Below are 16,638 nucleotides of genomic sequence, written 5' to 3'. Positions count from 1 at the left end.
TAAAGTTAAGTATCTTATATGCTATTATTGATAAGTTATTATGGTTTTAGCATAATGTCAATATCTAATTCATAATGGATAAAGATGTGAGACGGGGTTTATTTCACAGAATCGATATTACTCAGAATTTTATGTTTCTAAGAAAAGTATGTCCTTAAATAAGTTTTATATAAAACAAGGAAAATCACGCATTGAGCTTCTCATTGTTAAGAATAAGCGACAAACGGACATTAATATGAATGCCGTTTGTCACTTTCCAATTTATACGGAGATGCGTTATGATTAGTCAAACTTATAAACTAACGTACTTTTGTATTAATGCATTTCCATACTAACGTACTTTTATGCTAATGTATTTCTATATTAACGTACTTTATGCTAATGTATTTCCATACTAACGTACTTTTATGCTAATGTATTACTATATTAACATACTTCTACACTAACGTACTGTCATCGTTTTCGTCAAAGTGTTATTATCTGTATTGGATTCTGGATACCGATTAATATCATTGACCCAAGCCATAACATTAAAGGTACCTGCCGTAGCAGTATAGGTTGGACTGCCAGCTGGACCACTATTTGCTGTTACCGTCACTGACTGTCCTGGCATTATCTGAGTTGTATTGTTATCGGACCAAGAAACACAGGTACCATTCACTTGGAATTGTAATCCGTTGATTGCCCCTACTGGAGCTACTCCGGTTCCTTGATTCTTAATAACTGCACTAAATGTGATCTTATTCCCGCTTACTGGGCTTGCTGGAGACCAAGTAATATCCGTTACAACCATATCTGGATTACCATAAGGTTGCCCCGTTGGGGTAGGTGTCGGTGTAACCGTTGGTTGTACCGCTCCTTCTGTTACAGTAAGTGGTTTTGTTAACATATTATTATTGGTATTAGACTCAGGATAACGATTAACATCGTTTACCCATGCAGTAATGGTATAGGTACCTGTCTTCGCTGCCCATGTTGCAGAGCCAGAAGGCCCACTTACGGCTGTTACTGTAATGGATTGACCTGGTTGAATCTGAGTTTTGTCATTATCTGACCAAGAAACACTAGTACCATTTACTTGAAATTGAACTCCATTAATTGATCCAAGTGGCGCTACCCCAGTTCCTATATTTTTAATAACTGCACTAAAAGTAACTTGATTGCCATTGGTTGGATTTGCTGGTGACCACGTAATATCTGTAACAATCATATCTGGATTACCATATGGAACAGAAGGTGTTGGCGTTACTGTTGGTGATGGTGTAGCTGTTGGAGTCGGTGTTACACTTGGACTTGCTGTTGGTATTGGTGTTGCTGTTGGCGTAGCTGTTGGTATAATTGTTGGTACCTGACCATGGTTACCATGATCCGTTTGTAAGGAACCAACTGCACGATAAGCCGGTATCGTATATGCCACATTCCCTTCGTTAGTCACATTATTACGAACAACATTTGCCTGGTTAAGATAATAAACATCTAGATAGGCAATCTTTCTTAAATGCATACCGTTAATAGTGACAGAAGGATTTCCTCCAAAGGACATGATTGCTGCCCCTAGATGTGGTAAGGAGGAGTAGGACGGGGTGTTACCATCAACACCAGTACCATAAATATAAAGATTGTTGAAAACAACATTGTTAACACTATCTCCAAGACGTATTCCGTCATGTTGTGCATCGTAAATATAAGTATTATCAAATGTTACGTTTTTCACAGAACCGGTTAAATCAACTGCGCCATACTCACTTCTCCAAGTATCATAACTACAACCACTTCGGATAATTGTGTTGTTAGCAAATTGGATACTTTGTGTGTTATTAAACTTATATCCAGGAAATGTAGTATTTAAATGAATACCAGAAGACATAAAACAGTCTCTAATATAATTGTTATAAATTTTATGATTGTTTCCACCATAAATTGCTATGCCGCCAGCACGCCAATTTAAATCAATCGTATTATAACAGAATATATTATTACTTAAGTCCTTCGCTGACATGAAATTGTTATTCCACATCGCAAGGCCGTCATCCCCATTGTTTCGGATAGAGCAATTATACACTGTTGCATTACTTGTTCCTTGACAGAAGTTCACACCATCTGCAAGATTGTTTCGAATACGGCAATTTGCAATTTTAATTCCATCTGAGTAATCTAAGACACCATTATAGTCTGCAATCCAGAATCCACATTCAAAATGCTCTACCCACAAATCATGGAACAAGGATTTACCATCAAATACATCCATGAACCCTTTATAGATTGCATTTTCACCATAACGGGAACGAAGATTGGAGTTGATGTACAAATTACAGAATTCAATATTCTTTGTGTTACCATCACCATTTCCAGAAATACCACCAGACTGCTGTGCTGAATTAGTAAATTGAATGTTGGTATACCACATTCCAGCACCAGTAATCATCATATTAGACGCCGTTAAACGCCATATTTGATTGATGTGATAGGTTCCTGCTGGGAAGTAAACATCTTTGCCATTCGCATTTGCTGCAGCAACACAAGCAGTAATTGCTGCATAATCATCAATACCATCGTCTGGTACAGCGCCAAAATCTACTACGGAATAAGAACCAGCTGGTTGAGGTATTGGACCTCCCGTTTCCTCTATTTCTAAGAAATCAACTCCATAAGTAAGACCATAAGCTCCTGAACTTTGAATTCGGATTGTATCTCCCGGAACTAAGGATCTATCTAACCGAAAATGTGCTTCATCAAATGCGAAACATGCAGTGCCACCACCTGGGGTATCACTTGCACCACCATTTAAATATTGCCACATATAATACGAGGTTAAATTAACTGTTTTTACTTTGGAGCCATTCACATATACGTCTAAGGAACCATTTTGTCCCATTCCGTTCGGAGTATCCGGTAAGGTAAATCTCATAACAACACCATTACCAGAAGAATTTACTCTCCATTCCGCATAAGAACCGCTCGATGGAAGAACGACATAAGATTGATTGGATGCCTGGCTAGCAATATTCGTTAAATCCCAATTCGTTGAGGTTGCAAGCCTTGCGCCACCACCTAATACTGCATATTCGGAATCATAACGTACATATGGCATCGTGGCACCAATGCTTGAAACATCGCTGTTTGGAGCAGGAACTACGATTGCATCTGCTGCAACTTTATTTGTTAATTTACCTTTAACACCATCCTCTGGAATATTGGAAGTTGAACTGTAGTCTTCAAAAATCCATCGTTGCGCTGTTGTTCCGTAGAATACATCTGAATTTCCACTGTTTGTATATAAATAACCACCAGTTCCACTACTTCTTGTGCTCTTCCACATATTATCAATTGTAGAAGAATCCGCATTACCTTCGATGTACCATTTACTACTCATCCATACTTCGTATATTGTAGTCTCTAATAGTGCTTTTCCGCTCGCATGTTCTAAACATAAATACGAGTTTGTTCCCATGTTTTGAATCCAAAAAGTACCGTCCGTTTTCTTAGTTATACTCCATATGTAATATGGGTTTTTCTCTTGAAAACCTCCAGCATTTACACTAGAACCAGAAGCATAAAGATAAGAACCTGTGGTAGCATTTTTAATATAAACTGTTGCATTGGATGTAATTTCTTTCGCCATTACAAATGTAGTAGCTGTTTGCACTATTAACATAATTGTAAGAAGCATCGCTAGAATTTTACTTACTTTTTTCTTCATTGTTTTTTCTCCCTTCTTAATTTAACTTAACTCTTCAAATCAAAAACAAAATTTTCCCTTCTTTCGTTATTTAAAAGCATAGAACCTTTTTTGTTTAAGCGTACGTTCCTCCCATTCTTTTGTAGCCCTTTTTTACATTTTTCTATTGTTGATATAACCCTTAATAAAATACTCCAACCTCCTCCCTTATTTTTAATTTAAATTTATAGTAAGAATAAACTAGCACGCTGCATTAAATATCTCTCATGGTTTAACGTTAAACTCTATATTGTTCAATTAAAATTATCTTACTAATGAATGTAGGAAGAAATAATCCTTTTATTTAAGTTAATTATTATAGGTTAGTTAATAGTTTAACGTTAAACTATTAATAGATCATTCTATCTTTCTAACCACTATCTATTTCTATTTCTATTTCTATTTCTATTATTTTATGCTAACTGCACTACGCATTGGTAATTTTTTACTTTCTTTTATACATTATAGCATACTCTTTTATCAAAATCCAGATGAATTTACATTTTTATACAAATGGTATAGCAATTATAAAATATCTTTGTTATTTTTGCATATCGTGAAATGATACGTTAATCATTTTGTAAATGATGATTCCGGGCTACTCCATACGTAAACCTGTTGAGATAGTTAGACTAGCTGTAAAGACTTTATTCTTTTATGAGATATTTAATTCTTGAGATAATATGAATCCATGTGGAGTTCGATGATTTAAGGTATCATCTGAATGCAATAGAAAGAAACACACCACCTATGTTTATGTAGTAAATATCTGTTAATTTTCTTGAAATCAGATGTTAAATACATTATGATAACACCTAACCAATTAAATTTATCGGAAGTGAGGTGTAAGATGATAGAGAAATATGAAAATCAATCATTTAATGAAATAACAAGCCTGTTAGTAAATGATAAATTGACTTTTTCAGTCAGGAAATCTATACCTTTGGAAAAGTGCAAAAATAAGAAGGAGGGTCAAATAACCCCTCCTTCAAAATCGTTTCTATACTAATTTAGAAAAGCTAAATTTAAAGCTCAAACTTATTATTACTTTCCTAACAAATCTCTTACAACTGTGGAAGCAATAATTAATCCTGCTGCCGATGGAACAAACGCGATACTTCCTGGTGTCGAGCGTCTTTGTGTTTGTTCTTGTGGTTGCATTACTGGTGTAATAGGTAATTCCTTTGAATATACAACCTTTAATTTCTTGATTCCTCTCTTCTTACACTCATAACGCATCACTTTGGCAAGAGGACAAATAGAAGTTTTGTAGATATCCGCAACTTCAAACTTGGTAGGGTCTAATTTATTTCCCGCTCCCATACTACACATAATAGGAGTCCCCACTGCTTGAGCTTTCTCTACAAGAGAAAGTTTTCCTGCTACTGTATCGATTGCGTCTACAACATAATTATAAGAAGCAAAATCAAACTCCTCTGCAGTCTCTGGTAGAAAAAAGCTACGATACGAATGTATAATCGCATTTGGATTAATGGACTTAATACGCTTTTCCATTACATCAACTTTGTATTGACCTACGGTATCATGAGTTGCTATAATCTGTCGGTTAATATTTGACAAACAAATTGTATCGTTATCTACAATAGTAATCTCTCCAATCCCACTACGAACGAGAGCCTCCACCACATAACCTCCAACACCACCTACGCCAAATACTGCTACATGAGATTGCTGGAGTTTTTCTACCCCTTCTTCCCCAATGATAAATGCGCTTCTTTCAAATTGATTTTCCATATAAAAATAACCGTACCTTTCCATAACCTGCACACTTTGGGTCGCAGACACAATATTGGTAGAGTGAATTGCAAAACAATTCTTGTGTAAAAATACTTGTGTTTTTTCACACTCCTCTTATATCTCTTCTTACTTTTTAATACCCACTATCGTAATACTTATTAATAAAATCTCTGACAACGCGCTTATATTGTTCGTAGTCTACGACTACAGAATTTGCATGAATCGCACCTTTTGCTAAATATAATTTCTTTGGTGCCTTACATTCCTCAAACATCTGGATTGACATCTGATAAGGTACATAAGTATCTTTATCTCCATGTATAAATAAGATAGGGTTTTTGCTTTTTTTAACTCCATCCATTGGTGAAACATCCTTGATATAAAAACCAGCACGAAGCCTTAAACAAAGAATAGCAAATGGCATAAAAATAACGTGCGGTATATGAAATACAGTCTTCATCTGATGTTGTAACAAAGTTCTTAAATCGGAATATCCACAATCCGCAATCGTTAATGCAACATTGCCTTCGATATTTAGATAATCTAGTACCGTGGCTGCACCCATAGACTCACCATGAGTTACAATTCGAATGTCTCTTCCGAAATTTACAAAACACCAATCAACTACTGTTTCTAAATCATACTTTTCATAGTATCCCATGGTTGTGTATTTTTTACCACTCTCACCGTGATTCCTATGATCATAAATAATAGCAGTAAACCCAAGCTCCATAAGAATCTGAGCATAGACGATGGCACCAAGTTTCCCATAAGTATATCCATGACATAATACCGCAACTTTATGTTTATTTTCAACACGTTTTGTAAATTCATTCTCTAATACTACAGCGGATAAAGTATATCCGTAGCGACTTGGTATCTGTACCTTTGTTTTCTCCATACTTTCATAAATATCCGGTACTATTCTTCCATTCTCTACTTCCTGTTTAAAGATGTCCTCCGGTGTTTTCACCCTTGGTTTTAATATTACGTTAGATAACTGATAGGTTGCTAGGAGTAAAAGTAAAACTACGACACTTATTCCGATTACCATAAGTCTATCCCTCCTACTTAAAGCAGTACGTATCGTAAGGCCCTACATAGTCATAACCTAAGCGCATTGCTAGACGCACTGAAGTTTCATTTGCTGCATCCCAGTGAGGTAACTTCCCTTCATTTATACAAGTTTGTATTAATTTTGCTCCACAAGCGGTAGCAAGTCCAAGATTTCTATAATCTTTTTCTGTTACGATTTCGATTTCAATGCCTTTGCGATATGCCGTATAGGAGGAGGCTCCACAACATATTTCTTCTCCTTTCATTACAAGGATGCCAATTCCATGTTGTAAAAAATCATCTACAGAGGAAAAATTACTACAAAAATCTCTGGACCAATCTTCTGACATTACTTTTTCATATAATGTTTCATCGATTCTACGAAAGGTAAATTCCTTTGATAAACCATTACAATACTCCTCTAGTTTCAACGGATCAAATTGTTCAAAGGATGGACTTTGTAAATGATATCGAGTAATGGTGGAAAATTTATCACTATCTTTAAAGAACTTTTTCCATTCCGTAGTTTGAGGAACAATTAACATATTATATTTGTCCTTGTAGGTTAGCAAATCTTCTATCATCCTCCCCGCTGTTTCTTCATGAAACGCTCCTAAATTGGAAGGAAATACAAAATCCCCCTGCAGTATAATTGTGTGCTGCGTTGATTCTTTATCATCCACAAAAGCTTTTCCCATATATCCATCTAAGCATGCGTAGATGGTTGAATCGGTAGACTTTTCATAAAATGGTCTAATTAAATTGATATCTTTTTCTTCTAACTGATACATAGTATAAAAAAGGAGCCAACTTAGACATTCCTATCTAAAGCTCCTTCCCCCTTCTAATATTATTAACAAATGTCCAAACATTTCACTTTACTAGCAATCTATGACGGAAAACTGCATAGTAGGACGTGAAGTTTTAGAATTTCTTGGGCGATGTCTTATAACGCCTTAGAAATTCTCTTCACACTTACCACTTGTTATGTACTTTCTCCGCAAACCCGAGAAAATCAGTAACCATGATCTCTGTTCCATCATCAAGGATAGCTTTCCCATTAAATTTACCAAAGACCTGATGTTGATCACTTAATAAAATTGCAAAACTGGTTCGTGACTTTCGATCTAATATTGGTGTAAAATCCATCTCAAATCTTTGATCAGACGACTTAAATTTCCACGACTTTAGATACTCTTCTTTCCCGGATTCATCCTTTGGTATTATAAATTCAATATCGTCAAACTTGTGTGCTTTTCCCTCATAAAAAATCATATTCTCAGTTGCATTTTTGGTATCACCAAAACCATAACCTAAGTTAAAACCAAATGATTTTCCATCAACCTGTCCCTGACCAGCACCCCAGTACCATACATTATTATAAGTCCAGACCCCACGTCCCCAATCTAATAACCCTAGGCTGCTTTTTCCGAAAGAATAAGTTTTTTCCCCAATAATAACACATCCGCTCACTTGCATACCGATTATTTTCTGATTATAATAAAATGCTTTTTTCTTCTTAGAAAATGGTGTCGCAATTACCATAGAATCTAGCTCTGGCTTTTCTGTTAAAGTAACATCAGCAAAAAAATCTTTGTCCTTATGAAAATGCTTCATCTTTAGATAAAGATGTCTTTCCTTCCCATCGTTTTGAAAAGAAACCTCAACCCGTTTGTTTTGGTAACTAACATCGCCGCTTACTGAACTTTCGGGCATCTTCATACGCCCCATTGGAAAAGGAGTTATAATATTTGTTGTTTTCTCTGTCGCATTCTTAAAGTCTATAAAGGATGCCCCCACAAGCCCCATATAGCCATTATCTGCTAGAGTTAACGCAATCCCGAAATCCTCATTATAGATTAAATAATAATCCCACTCTTTGATTCGTAAAGAACCTGCTTTAATATCCTTTCGTCGATAGTCTTTTACCAAGGAGGTTGCATAACCTGTACCCGTTAGGCAACCCTTTTCATCCAATAAATTACCCCGCTGTAATAATTGGCTTCTCATACCCAATCTCCCTTCGCACAGTTACTATATACTGTTAGACACCCCTTTTAAAAATCGTAATCACCCTTTTGCTTCTTTATCTGTATTTCGCCCAAGCTAGATTGTAACCCAGAAACATAAGAAAAGTTTCAATTAGAAATCTAGTGAACGGAGTGGATTCAACTTCTATCGGTTATTTTGTATTTTCTCTAAGATTTGTGGATCAAATACGCTATTTCTTAACATTTCAATTTCATATCGGTACGGTGGTAAGGATTTCTCTTTCTCATTTGGCAGACTAACATATGGGGTTTCAAGAATCTTTGGTACTTCGATAAAATCACTATGATGAACAATATAGCTAATTGCATCAAAGCCTAATGTCCCAAATCCAATGTTTTCATGACGATCTTTCGATGCCCCTCTATCATTTTTGCTATCATTGATATGGAACACCGCAATTTGTTCTTTGCCTATCAGTTTATCGAATTGTTCTATGACTCCATCAAAATCATTTACAACATCATATCCTGCATCATTGGTATGACAGGTATCAAAGCAAACACGTAAACGGTCATTATACTTGACACCGTCATATATTCTAGCTAGTTCTTCAAAGTTTCTTCCTATTTCGCTGCCTTTTCCAGCCATAGTTTCTAGTGCGATATAGAGATCTGTATCTCTCGTTAAAACTTCATTCAAACCTTGCACAATTTGTTTAATACCAGCATCCACACCAGCCCCAACATGTGCTCCTGGGTGAAGAACTAAATACTTACTGCGAAATGCCTTGGTTCTTTCCATTTCTTTTGCTAAAAAATCAACTGCTAAGCTATAAGTATCTAAATTCACGGAATTACCAAGATTGATGATATACGGTGCATGAATCACGATATCGGAAATTCCATGCTGTTTCATAAACTCAAATCCTTCCTCTAAGCGAAGGTCTGATATATCTTTTCTTCTCGTATTCTGTGGTGCTCCTGTATATACCATAAATGTATTCGCATCATAAGAATGAGCTTCCTTAGCAGAACCAAAAAACGCCTCTTTTCCACTCATCCCGACGTGGGAACCTATCTTTAACATAAAAACCTCTACTTTCTTTTGTCACTAATACACTTGCGTATCAAATCATTTTGAAGATTTTGATACTACTATCTACTAACTCTAATTACATATACATAAGTCTTCTCCATCATAGAAATCTCAAACTCTTTCTCAATGCGATAAGGCTTTGTACTTGCAAATTTTCTTACATAATCACGGTTATGTGAATATAACACAATTATCCCCTGATCCTCTAAAAGTTCATGAGCTCTCCTAAAAAACTTCTGGTACAAGTTGAGTAATTCACCTTCGTCCATGCTTCGTCCTACGGTAGGCATATTGGTAAAGATTTCGTCAAACAAATAATCATGCCTGAAATCAAAGAAATCTCGATTAATATAATTAATCACGAGATGTCCGCCATCTTCATTTTTAAGCCCACATCGGTTTACAAGCTCCGTATTAATACGCGCCTTCTCTATAGCTTCACCATAGATATCAAGACCATACATTGTTTTTGCACGCACGCATAAATCACGTTCGATTAACATTGTTCCAACTCCGCAAAATGGATCAAGTACTTGCGCATCTTCTATAAGGTATGGTTTCACAAGTTGCGCAGTTAGTGCTGCATTTGCTGGGTGGATACTGGTACCAATCACTTCTTTACGGTATATAAAGCGCTCATCTGGTAACGTATAAAGGCGCAATAATACATTAAATTTGCCTTCTTTATTTTCAATAAGGCGAATCTCGACCTCATAATGATTTACGGAATTAAGAAGCTTACGCTCACTCAAATACTCTATCTCAACGCTAAGTTTTTTAACAAAGGTAGTGCGCTTCTCTAAATCCATCTTTCCTTTTATCTCGAGACGGAAATAGAAAGGTCCTTCTCCTTTGTGACGTTCTTCTAAAAATTGATATAAGCTACCATCTGTCAAAACTCCAGCTGCTTCCGTAACATCATTTGGTACTGTTCGAACTCCATCAACTGCAAATAGTAACTCTCGGTAAGTCCGTATTTTAAGAACTTCTCTTAATTCTTTTGTCTTTACCATTACCCCAGCTGTAAATTCCTTCTTGGGTATCTTCCCAAGTTGTTCCATGGTCACATAAATATGGTTTCGATTGCACAGTAAAACCATTTCATTTACCTTATCATAACCAACAAAGGTGTGCTTTTTTTCTCCTTCTGATTGAACCAAAAGCTCCTCCAGTAATCGAAGCTCCTCACTCAGATGTTTTTTATTCTCGTCCGTTAATGGAATACTTTTCACAGCCTCATAGTTTGTCCGAAGCTTTGGAAGAAGTTCATTATAGTCCATGTTCATTAAAGCAGATAAATACGAGCTTTTCACAAATCGTTGTGTCTCGTTATTATAAGCTTCATAAAGAATCTCTGCAAATTCTGGAACTGCCAATTCCCCCATAATTAATGCTGTATTTTTTCTAACCTTTGCATCTTCATCCTGCAATAAGCCACGAAATACCTCATATTTTCCAGCAATCACATAAAGCAAAGCTTCTCTATTATGACTATCATTTTTTCCATCTTCACGAAGCATCTCCTTTAAAAGAATCAGATTTTTTCTAACATCCCTGTTCTCTACTATATTTTGAAAGGTTGCTCTAAGCATTCTTTTACCTACCTTGTTTCATATTCTGTTAGTATTATAGCTTTTTTCTCCACAAAAGTAAATGTGAACTTCCATCGCCTTTAATATCATGGGAGCATTAATTGTTTATAGTATCCTCTTGTACCGTATGCTATAATAAGTCTTATGAGAAATTTGATTTATAAACTTCTGATGAAAGGTGCGTTTTGGCACCGCTAATCTGATTATAAAAACATGCTTTTAGTTTCTATAATATAAATTATCAGAAGTTTGATTTTTAACTTCTGATAAAAGGTGCGCTTTTGGCACCGCTAATCCGATTTTAGAAACATGATTTTAGTCTCTATAATATAAATCATCCGAAGTTCTTTTATATGCTTCTGACAAAAGGTGCCCTTTTTGCACCGACAATCAGATTATAAGAGCACGATTTTGAGTTCTTATAATTTAAGACTTAGTATTTACCAAAGTACTTTTATATAAACAATACGGTCACTTTTGATTTATTGTCAGGGATATTGAGATTTCCTCATCTAAGTCAAATATATTTAAATAACCTAATCATTTTATAGATTACTTACACTACATAAAGGAGAAGAACAAATGAGTAGAACGATTTACGTATCCAAAGACAAAACATCAGAACATGAATTTTCTACGATTACTGATGCACTCTCAAGTATTCCAGAAGGAACTATAGAGCCGGTAACTATTTTTATTAAGAAGGGAACATACAAAGAAAAACTTATCATTAAGCAGCCTAACTTAACCTTAATTGGTGAATCAAAAGAAGAGACCATACTTACCTTTGATGATTATGCTAACATGATTATGGAAGATGGCAGTAAAAGAGGAACGTTTCGCACCCCTTCTGTATTCATTGATGCTAATGATTTCACAGCAAAGAATCTCACTTTTCAAAATAACTCTGGTTATGGTCATCAAGTAGGACAAGCACTTGCACTTTATGTGGATGGAGACCGAATGGTATTTGATAATTGTATTCTTCTTGGTAGTCAAGATACCTTATTTACAGCTCCACTCCCTCCATCAGCAAACCAACTTGGTGGTTTTACTGGACCAAAAGAGTTTGAACCACGAGTAAATGGTCGTCATTATTATCGTAACTGTTATATTCGAGGCGATGTTGATTTTATCTTTGGAAGTGCAACTTCATTTTTTGATCACTGTGAAATTTTTTCTCAAAAGACAGACGATCTTCCTCCTGCAAAACAAGGAGAAGAACAGAAGAACTATGGCTATATAACTGCAGCAAGTACTGCAGAAGGACAGGAATATGGATATGTCTTTTCTCATTGCCGTCTAACCAGCGATTGCCCAAAACATAGCATATATTTAGGAAGACCTTGGCGAAACTTTGCTAAGACAGTATTTCTACATTGTGAAATTGGGGAGCATATTCGTGAGGAAGGTTGGCATGACTGGAATAAACCAGAAGCTCATAAAACGATGCTTTATGCAGAATATCAAAGTACTGGTGAAGGTTCAAAAGCTATCACTGAAGGAAAACGAGCTTCTTTTTCTAAGCAGCTCTCAGATTATGAAGCACTTAAATATACCAAGGAAAAAGTATTAGCTGGTGATGATAACTGGGTACCATCTTTAGTACTAGCTGATTAGACTAAAAAAGGTGTCTTCGGCCTCAAGATAAATGACCTAGGCTTCCTAGGTCATTTATCTTGAGGCCGAAGACACTTTATCAAAGCGTAACATTTCTTATGGTAATACACTGAGCCTTGCGGATTGTAGCAAATGCAATGCCTTTTTTATCTATTGTTCAACACATCATGCCGTCGTATCCCCCTGGCGCTCTTCGAAGCAATTCTTCACGGTCAACAATGATATACCCATTGTCTCTTTTGTCCAATAACCCATCTGTACAGAGCTGGTTCAACAAGCGAAACATATGCCTATAACTCATACCTATTGAACAAGATACATCCGTCAGTATATCATTAAATATACCATTATGTGATGCTTGTAAAATATAGGAGCATAGACGTTCTTCTCCTGAATGCAAGGTAGTAAATACATAATTTTTTGAAATTCGCAATAGCTTGTTAGAAAGTTCACTCCCAATTCTCTTCAGAAAGGCAAGATTATTTTTTAAATCTATAGCATATTTTTGATAGGGCAATGCGATACACTCAAAATCAGTTATGGCTATAATACTGGCTGTTGCATCATAGGTATTGGTCATCAATTCTAAATCGCCTATAATGCCATCGGAAATATAATAGCATAAAACTAAATCTTTGCCATTTTTCGCTGTGGAACAAATTTTAACCTTCCCTGTAACAACAAACATAAGGTACATAATTGGCATTCCTTCATGTAAAATGTTTTCTCCAGCTTCAAACCTCAGACATAAGCATGCATCCAAGGGCATATTGTTTATGCCATATCCTTCTAATTTATTGAGATGCTCTTTTTTCAAAGGACTACTCTGCATTTATCACCCTCCAAATTATAACATATATTATAAATCAGTATGACATATGTCCTATGGGAATGTCAACTTATCTAGTACAATTGATTTAAGGAGGTAATAATATGTATAATATACTATCTTTAATTACTGGATTAGTCATAGCTGTAATGGTTGCACTCAACGGTAGACTTGCACTTCAATATGGTAATTTTAATGCAATAATAATTGTTCATGTCGTAGGTGTTATATTTGCATTCTTACTTTGCAAATTAACAAAAAAAACGATTACCCTAAAGAAAAATATGCCTCTCTGGTTATATTTAGGTGGAGCAATTGGTATATTGACACTCGTATTTAATAACTTTGCATTTGGAAAAATCAGTTTGACAAGTATCGTAGCTTTAGGTCTATTGGGTCAGACAGTAGCTTCATTATTGATTGACTGTCTTGGACTTTTTGGTATGAAAAAGCACGCATTTAGGAAGTCATCAATTATCGGGTTTGTTTTTTCCCTTCTTGGTATTCTTGTAATGTTAGATAATATAGCGGAAACAGCATTATATGCTATATTGCTATCTTTCTGTTCAGGAATTACAATAGTTCTTTCTCGTTCAATAAATGCTAAGTTGTCACAACATGTTGGTGATATGCAGAGTTCATTCATAAACCATGTTGTGGGACTCCCAATAGCAGTTGTAATCACAATTGCGATCACAAAAAGTAGCCAATCTTTCATAGTATATAAGTTTACGCCTGAGTTATGGATATATTTAGGAGGTATGCTTGGCGTTACCACCGTATTGCTTAGCAACATAACTGTTCCGAAATTATCAGCATTTCGATTAACACTTTTAACTTTTGTAGGTCAAATATTTACAGGAATTGTGATTGATATATTAACAAAGAGTGGATACTCAGAAAAAACTTTTACAGGTGGGGTACTGGTTGCTATCGGAATCTCGTTAAATATGATATATGAGCAATTCCTCTGCAACAAAGAAAGCAAAAACAGAAAGAACTGTGAAGGAATTCGTAACTTAAAAAAAGAGTATCAGAATCATCTCTTAGAACTTGCAAATGAACCATTCACTTCACCTCAAGATATTGTATTTGAAACACGCCCGAAAAATGGAGTATGTTGTCCTTATTGTTGGACGATACAACCTTCCAATCGAAATTTTTGCTATGGATATAAGTGTAATGCAAAATTTATTTTTCGGGATGAGTTAGTTGAAGAAGAAATCAGGGACGATTGTACATCAACATCTAATAATATAATTTAAGTCGATGAGGCGGTTTTAAAAACAGTCAAAGCCGCCTCTTTTTCCTTTTTATCCCCAACCAAGAAAACAGCCATTCCTTCGGGATAATCCGTGAAAGGCCCACAAAGTACAAGTTTTCCATGGCTCTTTAAATCTTTTAAATGCTCGACATGGTTCTTTATGATCTCCTAATTGAGAGGCTTTATGTTTTCTATTAAGTATACATACATCTTATGGTAATACACCAAACCATGCGGACTGTAGCAATGCGATGCCTCTTCGTATCTCTTGTTCACTCAGTAAGCTGTATCCTAAAAATATCACGTTTTTGGGACAAGCGTTCCTCTCATTCCAGAATGGAATCATAGGATATACTTTGACCCCAACTTTTTCCGCCTGATTAATAAGCCACTCCTGTTCTTCACCACCTGAGAACACCAAAACGAAATGCAACCCTGCTCCGCGACCATATAAGATTACTTTGCTGCCAAACAGTTTCGTTGCCTCCCGTACTAACACATCATGCCGTCTTTTATAGGTGAGGCACATTTTTCGAACATGACGCTCATAGTTTCCATCTCTCATATAATCGGCTAAAACACGTTGCGTCAACCATGATACAGGAGAATTGTAGGAACGGAATAGACTATAATACCTCGTGAGTAACCGTACTGGTAGCACCATATAGTTCACCCGCACGGAAGGAGAAAGGGACTTTGAAAAAGTTCCGATATAGATAGTACGATCGTCAATGTCTAGGGAATGGAGCGATGGCACTGGGTTAGCATCATATCTGAGTTCACTGTCATAATCATCCTCAATGATATACGCATCGTTATCAATTGCCCAATTAAGGAGTTCCTTACGCTGATATATTGGCATCACGGTTCCGTAAGGAAATTGATGTGAAGGTGTTACATAAGCAGCACATGCACCAGAACAATGAATGGACGAGAGAATAATTCCATCTTTATTGGCTGGGATCGGATACAAATTATAATTGTTGTTAATAAATACATCTCTGGCTCCATTATAGCCGGGTTCTTCCATAGCAATCGTATTGTTTTCTTTAAACAAAATCTTGCACAAAATATCTAACGAATAGTGTAGTCCAGAGCCTATGATAATCTGTTCCTCAAGGCAAATCATCCCCCTTGACCTGTGTAGGTATTTTTTGATTTCTTGTCTTAATAACAGATCACCCTGCTTATCCGGATATTGATTCACTACATCTTTTTGTGATGATAAGAGAATTTGAGAGGTATATTTTCGCCATAACTTAAAAGGAAATTGTTCATGAGGAAGCCCACCGTATTGAAAATCATATAGACATACTGATTGCTTCAGTTTCAATCTTTCGTCAGATAAAATGTCTGTATCTTGTGTTACATAATTCCTCTCCGTAACTTTGTTTGAGACATCTAGAACAAAAAATCCTGAACCATGTCTTGACTCAGCATATCCTTCCACAGCTAGCTGGGCATAAGCCCGACTGACAGTATTACGCGCTATACCAAGTGTTTGGGCTAATGTGCGAATACCCGGAAGCCGTTCCTCAGGTACAATATTTCCTTGTACAATATCTTCTTTGATCTGATAGTAGATCTGAAGATACATTGGATCATCTGAATTTTCCTGAATATAGATCATAGAATTATAACCATCCTTAATCATAAGTGTACCCCATAATATATCGTATAAGTGTATCTTTTTACAGGTACACTTACATGATAT

11 protein-coding genes are annotated in these 16,638 nt (G+C 35.9%); 2 read left to right on the top strand and 9 right to left on the bottom strand.

Annotation, left to right across the window (positions count from 1 at the left end; all coding sequences use genetic code 11):
• Positions 1 to 442: 442 nt before the first annotated feature.
• From CPHY_RS06850 to CPHY_RS06820, 7 genes are all read right to left on the bottom strand, one after another.
• The gene (locus CPHY_RS06850) at positions 443 to 3,700 is read right to left on the bottom strand and encodes a CARDB domain-containing protein (RefSeq protein WP_012199339.1); all 3,258 of its coding nucleotides are present in this window, start codon (positions 3,698 to 3,700) and stop codon (positions 443 to 445) included.
• Positions 3,701 to 4,762: 1,062 nt separating this feature from the next.
• The gene (locus CPHY_RS06845; protein WP_012199338.1) at positions 4,763 to 5,497 is read right to left on the bottom strand and encodes a tRNA threonylcarbamoyladenosine dehydratase; all 735 of its coding nucleotides are present in this window, start codon (positions 5,495 to 5,497) and stop codon (positions 4,763 to 4,765) included.
• Between the two features lie 112 nt (positions 5,498 to 5,609).
• Complete coding sequence (locus CPHY_RS06840; protein ID WP_012199337.1) at positions 5,610 to 6,530, bottom strand: alpha/beta hydrolase; 921 nt, start codon at positions 6,528 to 6,530, stop codon at positions 5,610 to 5,612.
• Positions 6,531 to 6,543: 13 nt separating this feature from the next.
• The gene (locus CPHY_RS06835) at positions 6,544 to 7,323 is read right to left on the bottom strand and encodes a GNAT family N-acetyltransferase (protein WP_012199336.1); all 780 of its coding nucleotides are present in this window, start codon (positions 7,321 to 7,323) and stop codon (positions 6,544 to 6,546) included.
• A gap of 184 nt (positions 7,324 to 7,507) precedes the next feature.
• Positions 7,508 to 8,542, bottom strand: coding sequence for a DUF2804 domain-containing protein (locus CPHY_RS06830; RefSeq protein WP_012199335.1), 1,035 nt, complete (start codon positions 8,540 to 8,542; stop codon positions 7,508 to 7,510).
• A gap of 165 nt (positions 8,543 to 8,707) precedes the next feature.
• Positions 8,708 to 9,610, bottom strand: a complete 903-nt coding sequence (locus CPHY_RS06825; RefSeq protein ID WP_012199334.1) for a deoxyribonuclease IV — start codon at positions 9,608 to 9,610, stop codon at positions 8,708 to 8,710.
• Positions 9,611 to 9,678: 68 nt separating this feature from the next.
• Complete coding sequence (locus tag CPHY_RS06820; protein ID WP_012199333.1) at positions 9,679 to 11,211, bottom strand: methyltransferase domain-containing protein; 1,533 nt, start codon at positions 11,209 to 11,211, stop codon at positions 9,679 to 9,681.
• A gap of 582 nt (positions 11,212 to 11,793) precedes the next feature.
• On the opposite strand from CPHY_RS06820, the gene CPHY_RS06815 reads away from it, so the two are divergent.
• Complete coding sequence (locus CPHY_RS06815; protein ID WP_012199332.1) at positions 11,794 to 12,831, top strand: pectinesterase family protein; 1,038 nt, start codon at positions 11,794 to 11,796, stop codon at positions 12,829 to 12,831.
• A 157-nt stretch (positions 12,832 to 12,988) separates the two neighbouring features.
• On the opposite strand, the gene CPHY_RS06810 is transcribed toward CPHY_RS06815, so the two are convergent.
• A complete protein-coding gene (locus CPHY_RS06810) occupies positions 12,989 to 13,663 on the bottom strand; it encodes a Crp/Fnr family transcriptional regulator (RefSeq protein ID WP_012199331.1) in 675 nt (224 codons plus the stop codon).
• A gap of 101 nt (positions 13,664 to 13,764) precedes the next feature.
• Here CPHY_RS06810 and CPHY_RS20680 point away from each other — a divergent pair, with 101 nt between their 5' ends.
• Entirely contained in the window at positions 13,765 to 14,925 is a 1,161-nt protein-coding gene (locus CPHY_RS20680; protein WP_012199330.1) for a DMT family transporter, read from the top strand.
• A 210-nt stretch (positions 14,926 to 15,135) separates the two neighbouring features.
• Here the strand turns inward: CPHY_RS20680 and pdxR are convergent, their stop codons facing one another.
• Complete coding sequence (pdxR, locus tag CPHY_RS06800; RefSeq protein ID WP_012199329.1) at positions 15,136 to 16,578, bottom strand: MocR-like pyridoxine biosynthesis transcription factor PdxR; 1,443 nt, start codon at positions 16,576 to 16,578, stop codon at positions 15,136 to 15,138.
• Positions 16,579 to 16,638: the final 60 nt, after the last annotated feature.

The sequence above is a fragment of the Lachnoclostridium phytofermentans ISDg genome, assembly GCF_000018685.1.
In the GTDB taxonomy this organism is placed as follows: domain Bacteria; phylum Bacillota; class Clostridia; order Lachnospirales; family Lachnospiraceae; genus Lachnoclostridium; species Lachnoclostridium phytofermentans.
The sequence above is the reverse complement of the archived record's forward strand: the minus strand, read 5'-3'. Positions and strand labels throughout refer to the sequence as shown.

Excerpts from the sequence above, each read along its gene's own strand:
- CPHY_RS06850 (WP_012199339.1), bottom strand. The coding sequence starts at position 3,700 with ATGAAGAAAAAAGTAAGTAAAATTCTAGCGATGCTTCTTACAATTATG.
- CPHY_RS06845 (WP_012199338.1), bottom strand. The coding sequence starts at position 5,497 with ATGGAAAGGTACGGTTATTTTTATATGGAAAATCAATTTGAAAGAAGC.
- CPHY_RS06840 (WP_012199337.1), bottom strand. The coding sequence starts at position 6,530 with ATGGTAATCGGAATAAGTGTCGTAGTTTTACTTTTACTCCTAGCAACC.
- CPHY_RS06835 (WP_012199336.1), bottom strand. The coding sequence starts at position 7,323 with ATGTATCAGTTAGAAGAAAAAGATATCAATTTAATTAGACCATTTTAT.
- CPHY_RS06830 (WP_012199335.1), bottom strand. The coding sequence starts at position 8,542 with ATGAGAAGCCAATTATTACAGCGGGGTAATTTATTGGATGAAAAGGGT.
- CPHY_RS06825 (WP_012199334.1), bottom strand. The coding sequence starts at position 9,610 with ATGTTAAAGATAGGTTCCCACGTCGGGATGAGTGGAAAAGAGGCGTTT.
- CPHY_RS06820 (WP_012199333.1), bottom strand. The coding sequence starts at position 11,211 with ATGCTTAGAGCAACCTTTCAAAATATAGTAGAGAACAGGGATGTTAGA.
- CPHY_RS06815 (WP_012199332.1), top strand. The coding sequence starts at position 11,794 with ATGAGTAGAACGATTTACGTATCCAAAGACAAAACATCAGAACATGAA.
- CPHY_RS06810 (WP_012199331.1), bottom strand. The coding sequence starts at position 13,663 with ATGCAGAGTAGTCCTTTGAAAAAAGAGCATCTCAATAAATTAGAAGGA.
- CPHY_RS20680 (WP_012199330.1), top strand. The coding sequence starts at position 13,765 with ATGTATAATATACTATCTTTAATTACTGGATTAGTCATAGCTGTAATG.
- pdxR (WP_012199329.1), bottom strand. The coding sequence starts at position 16,578 with ATGATTAAGGATGGTTATAATTCTATGATCTATATTCAGGAAAATTCA.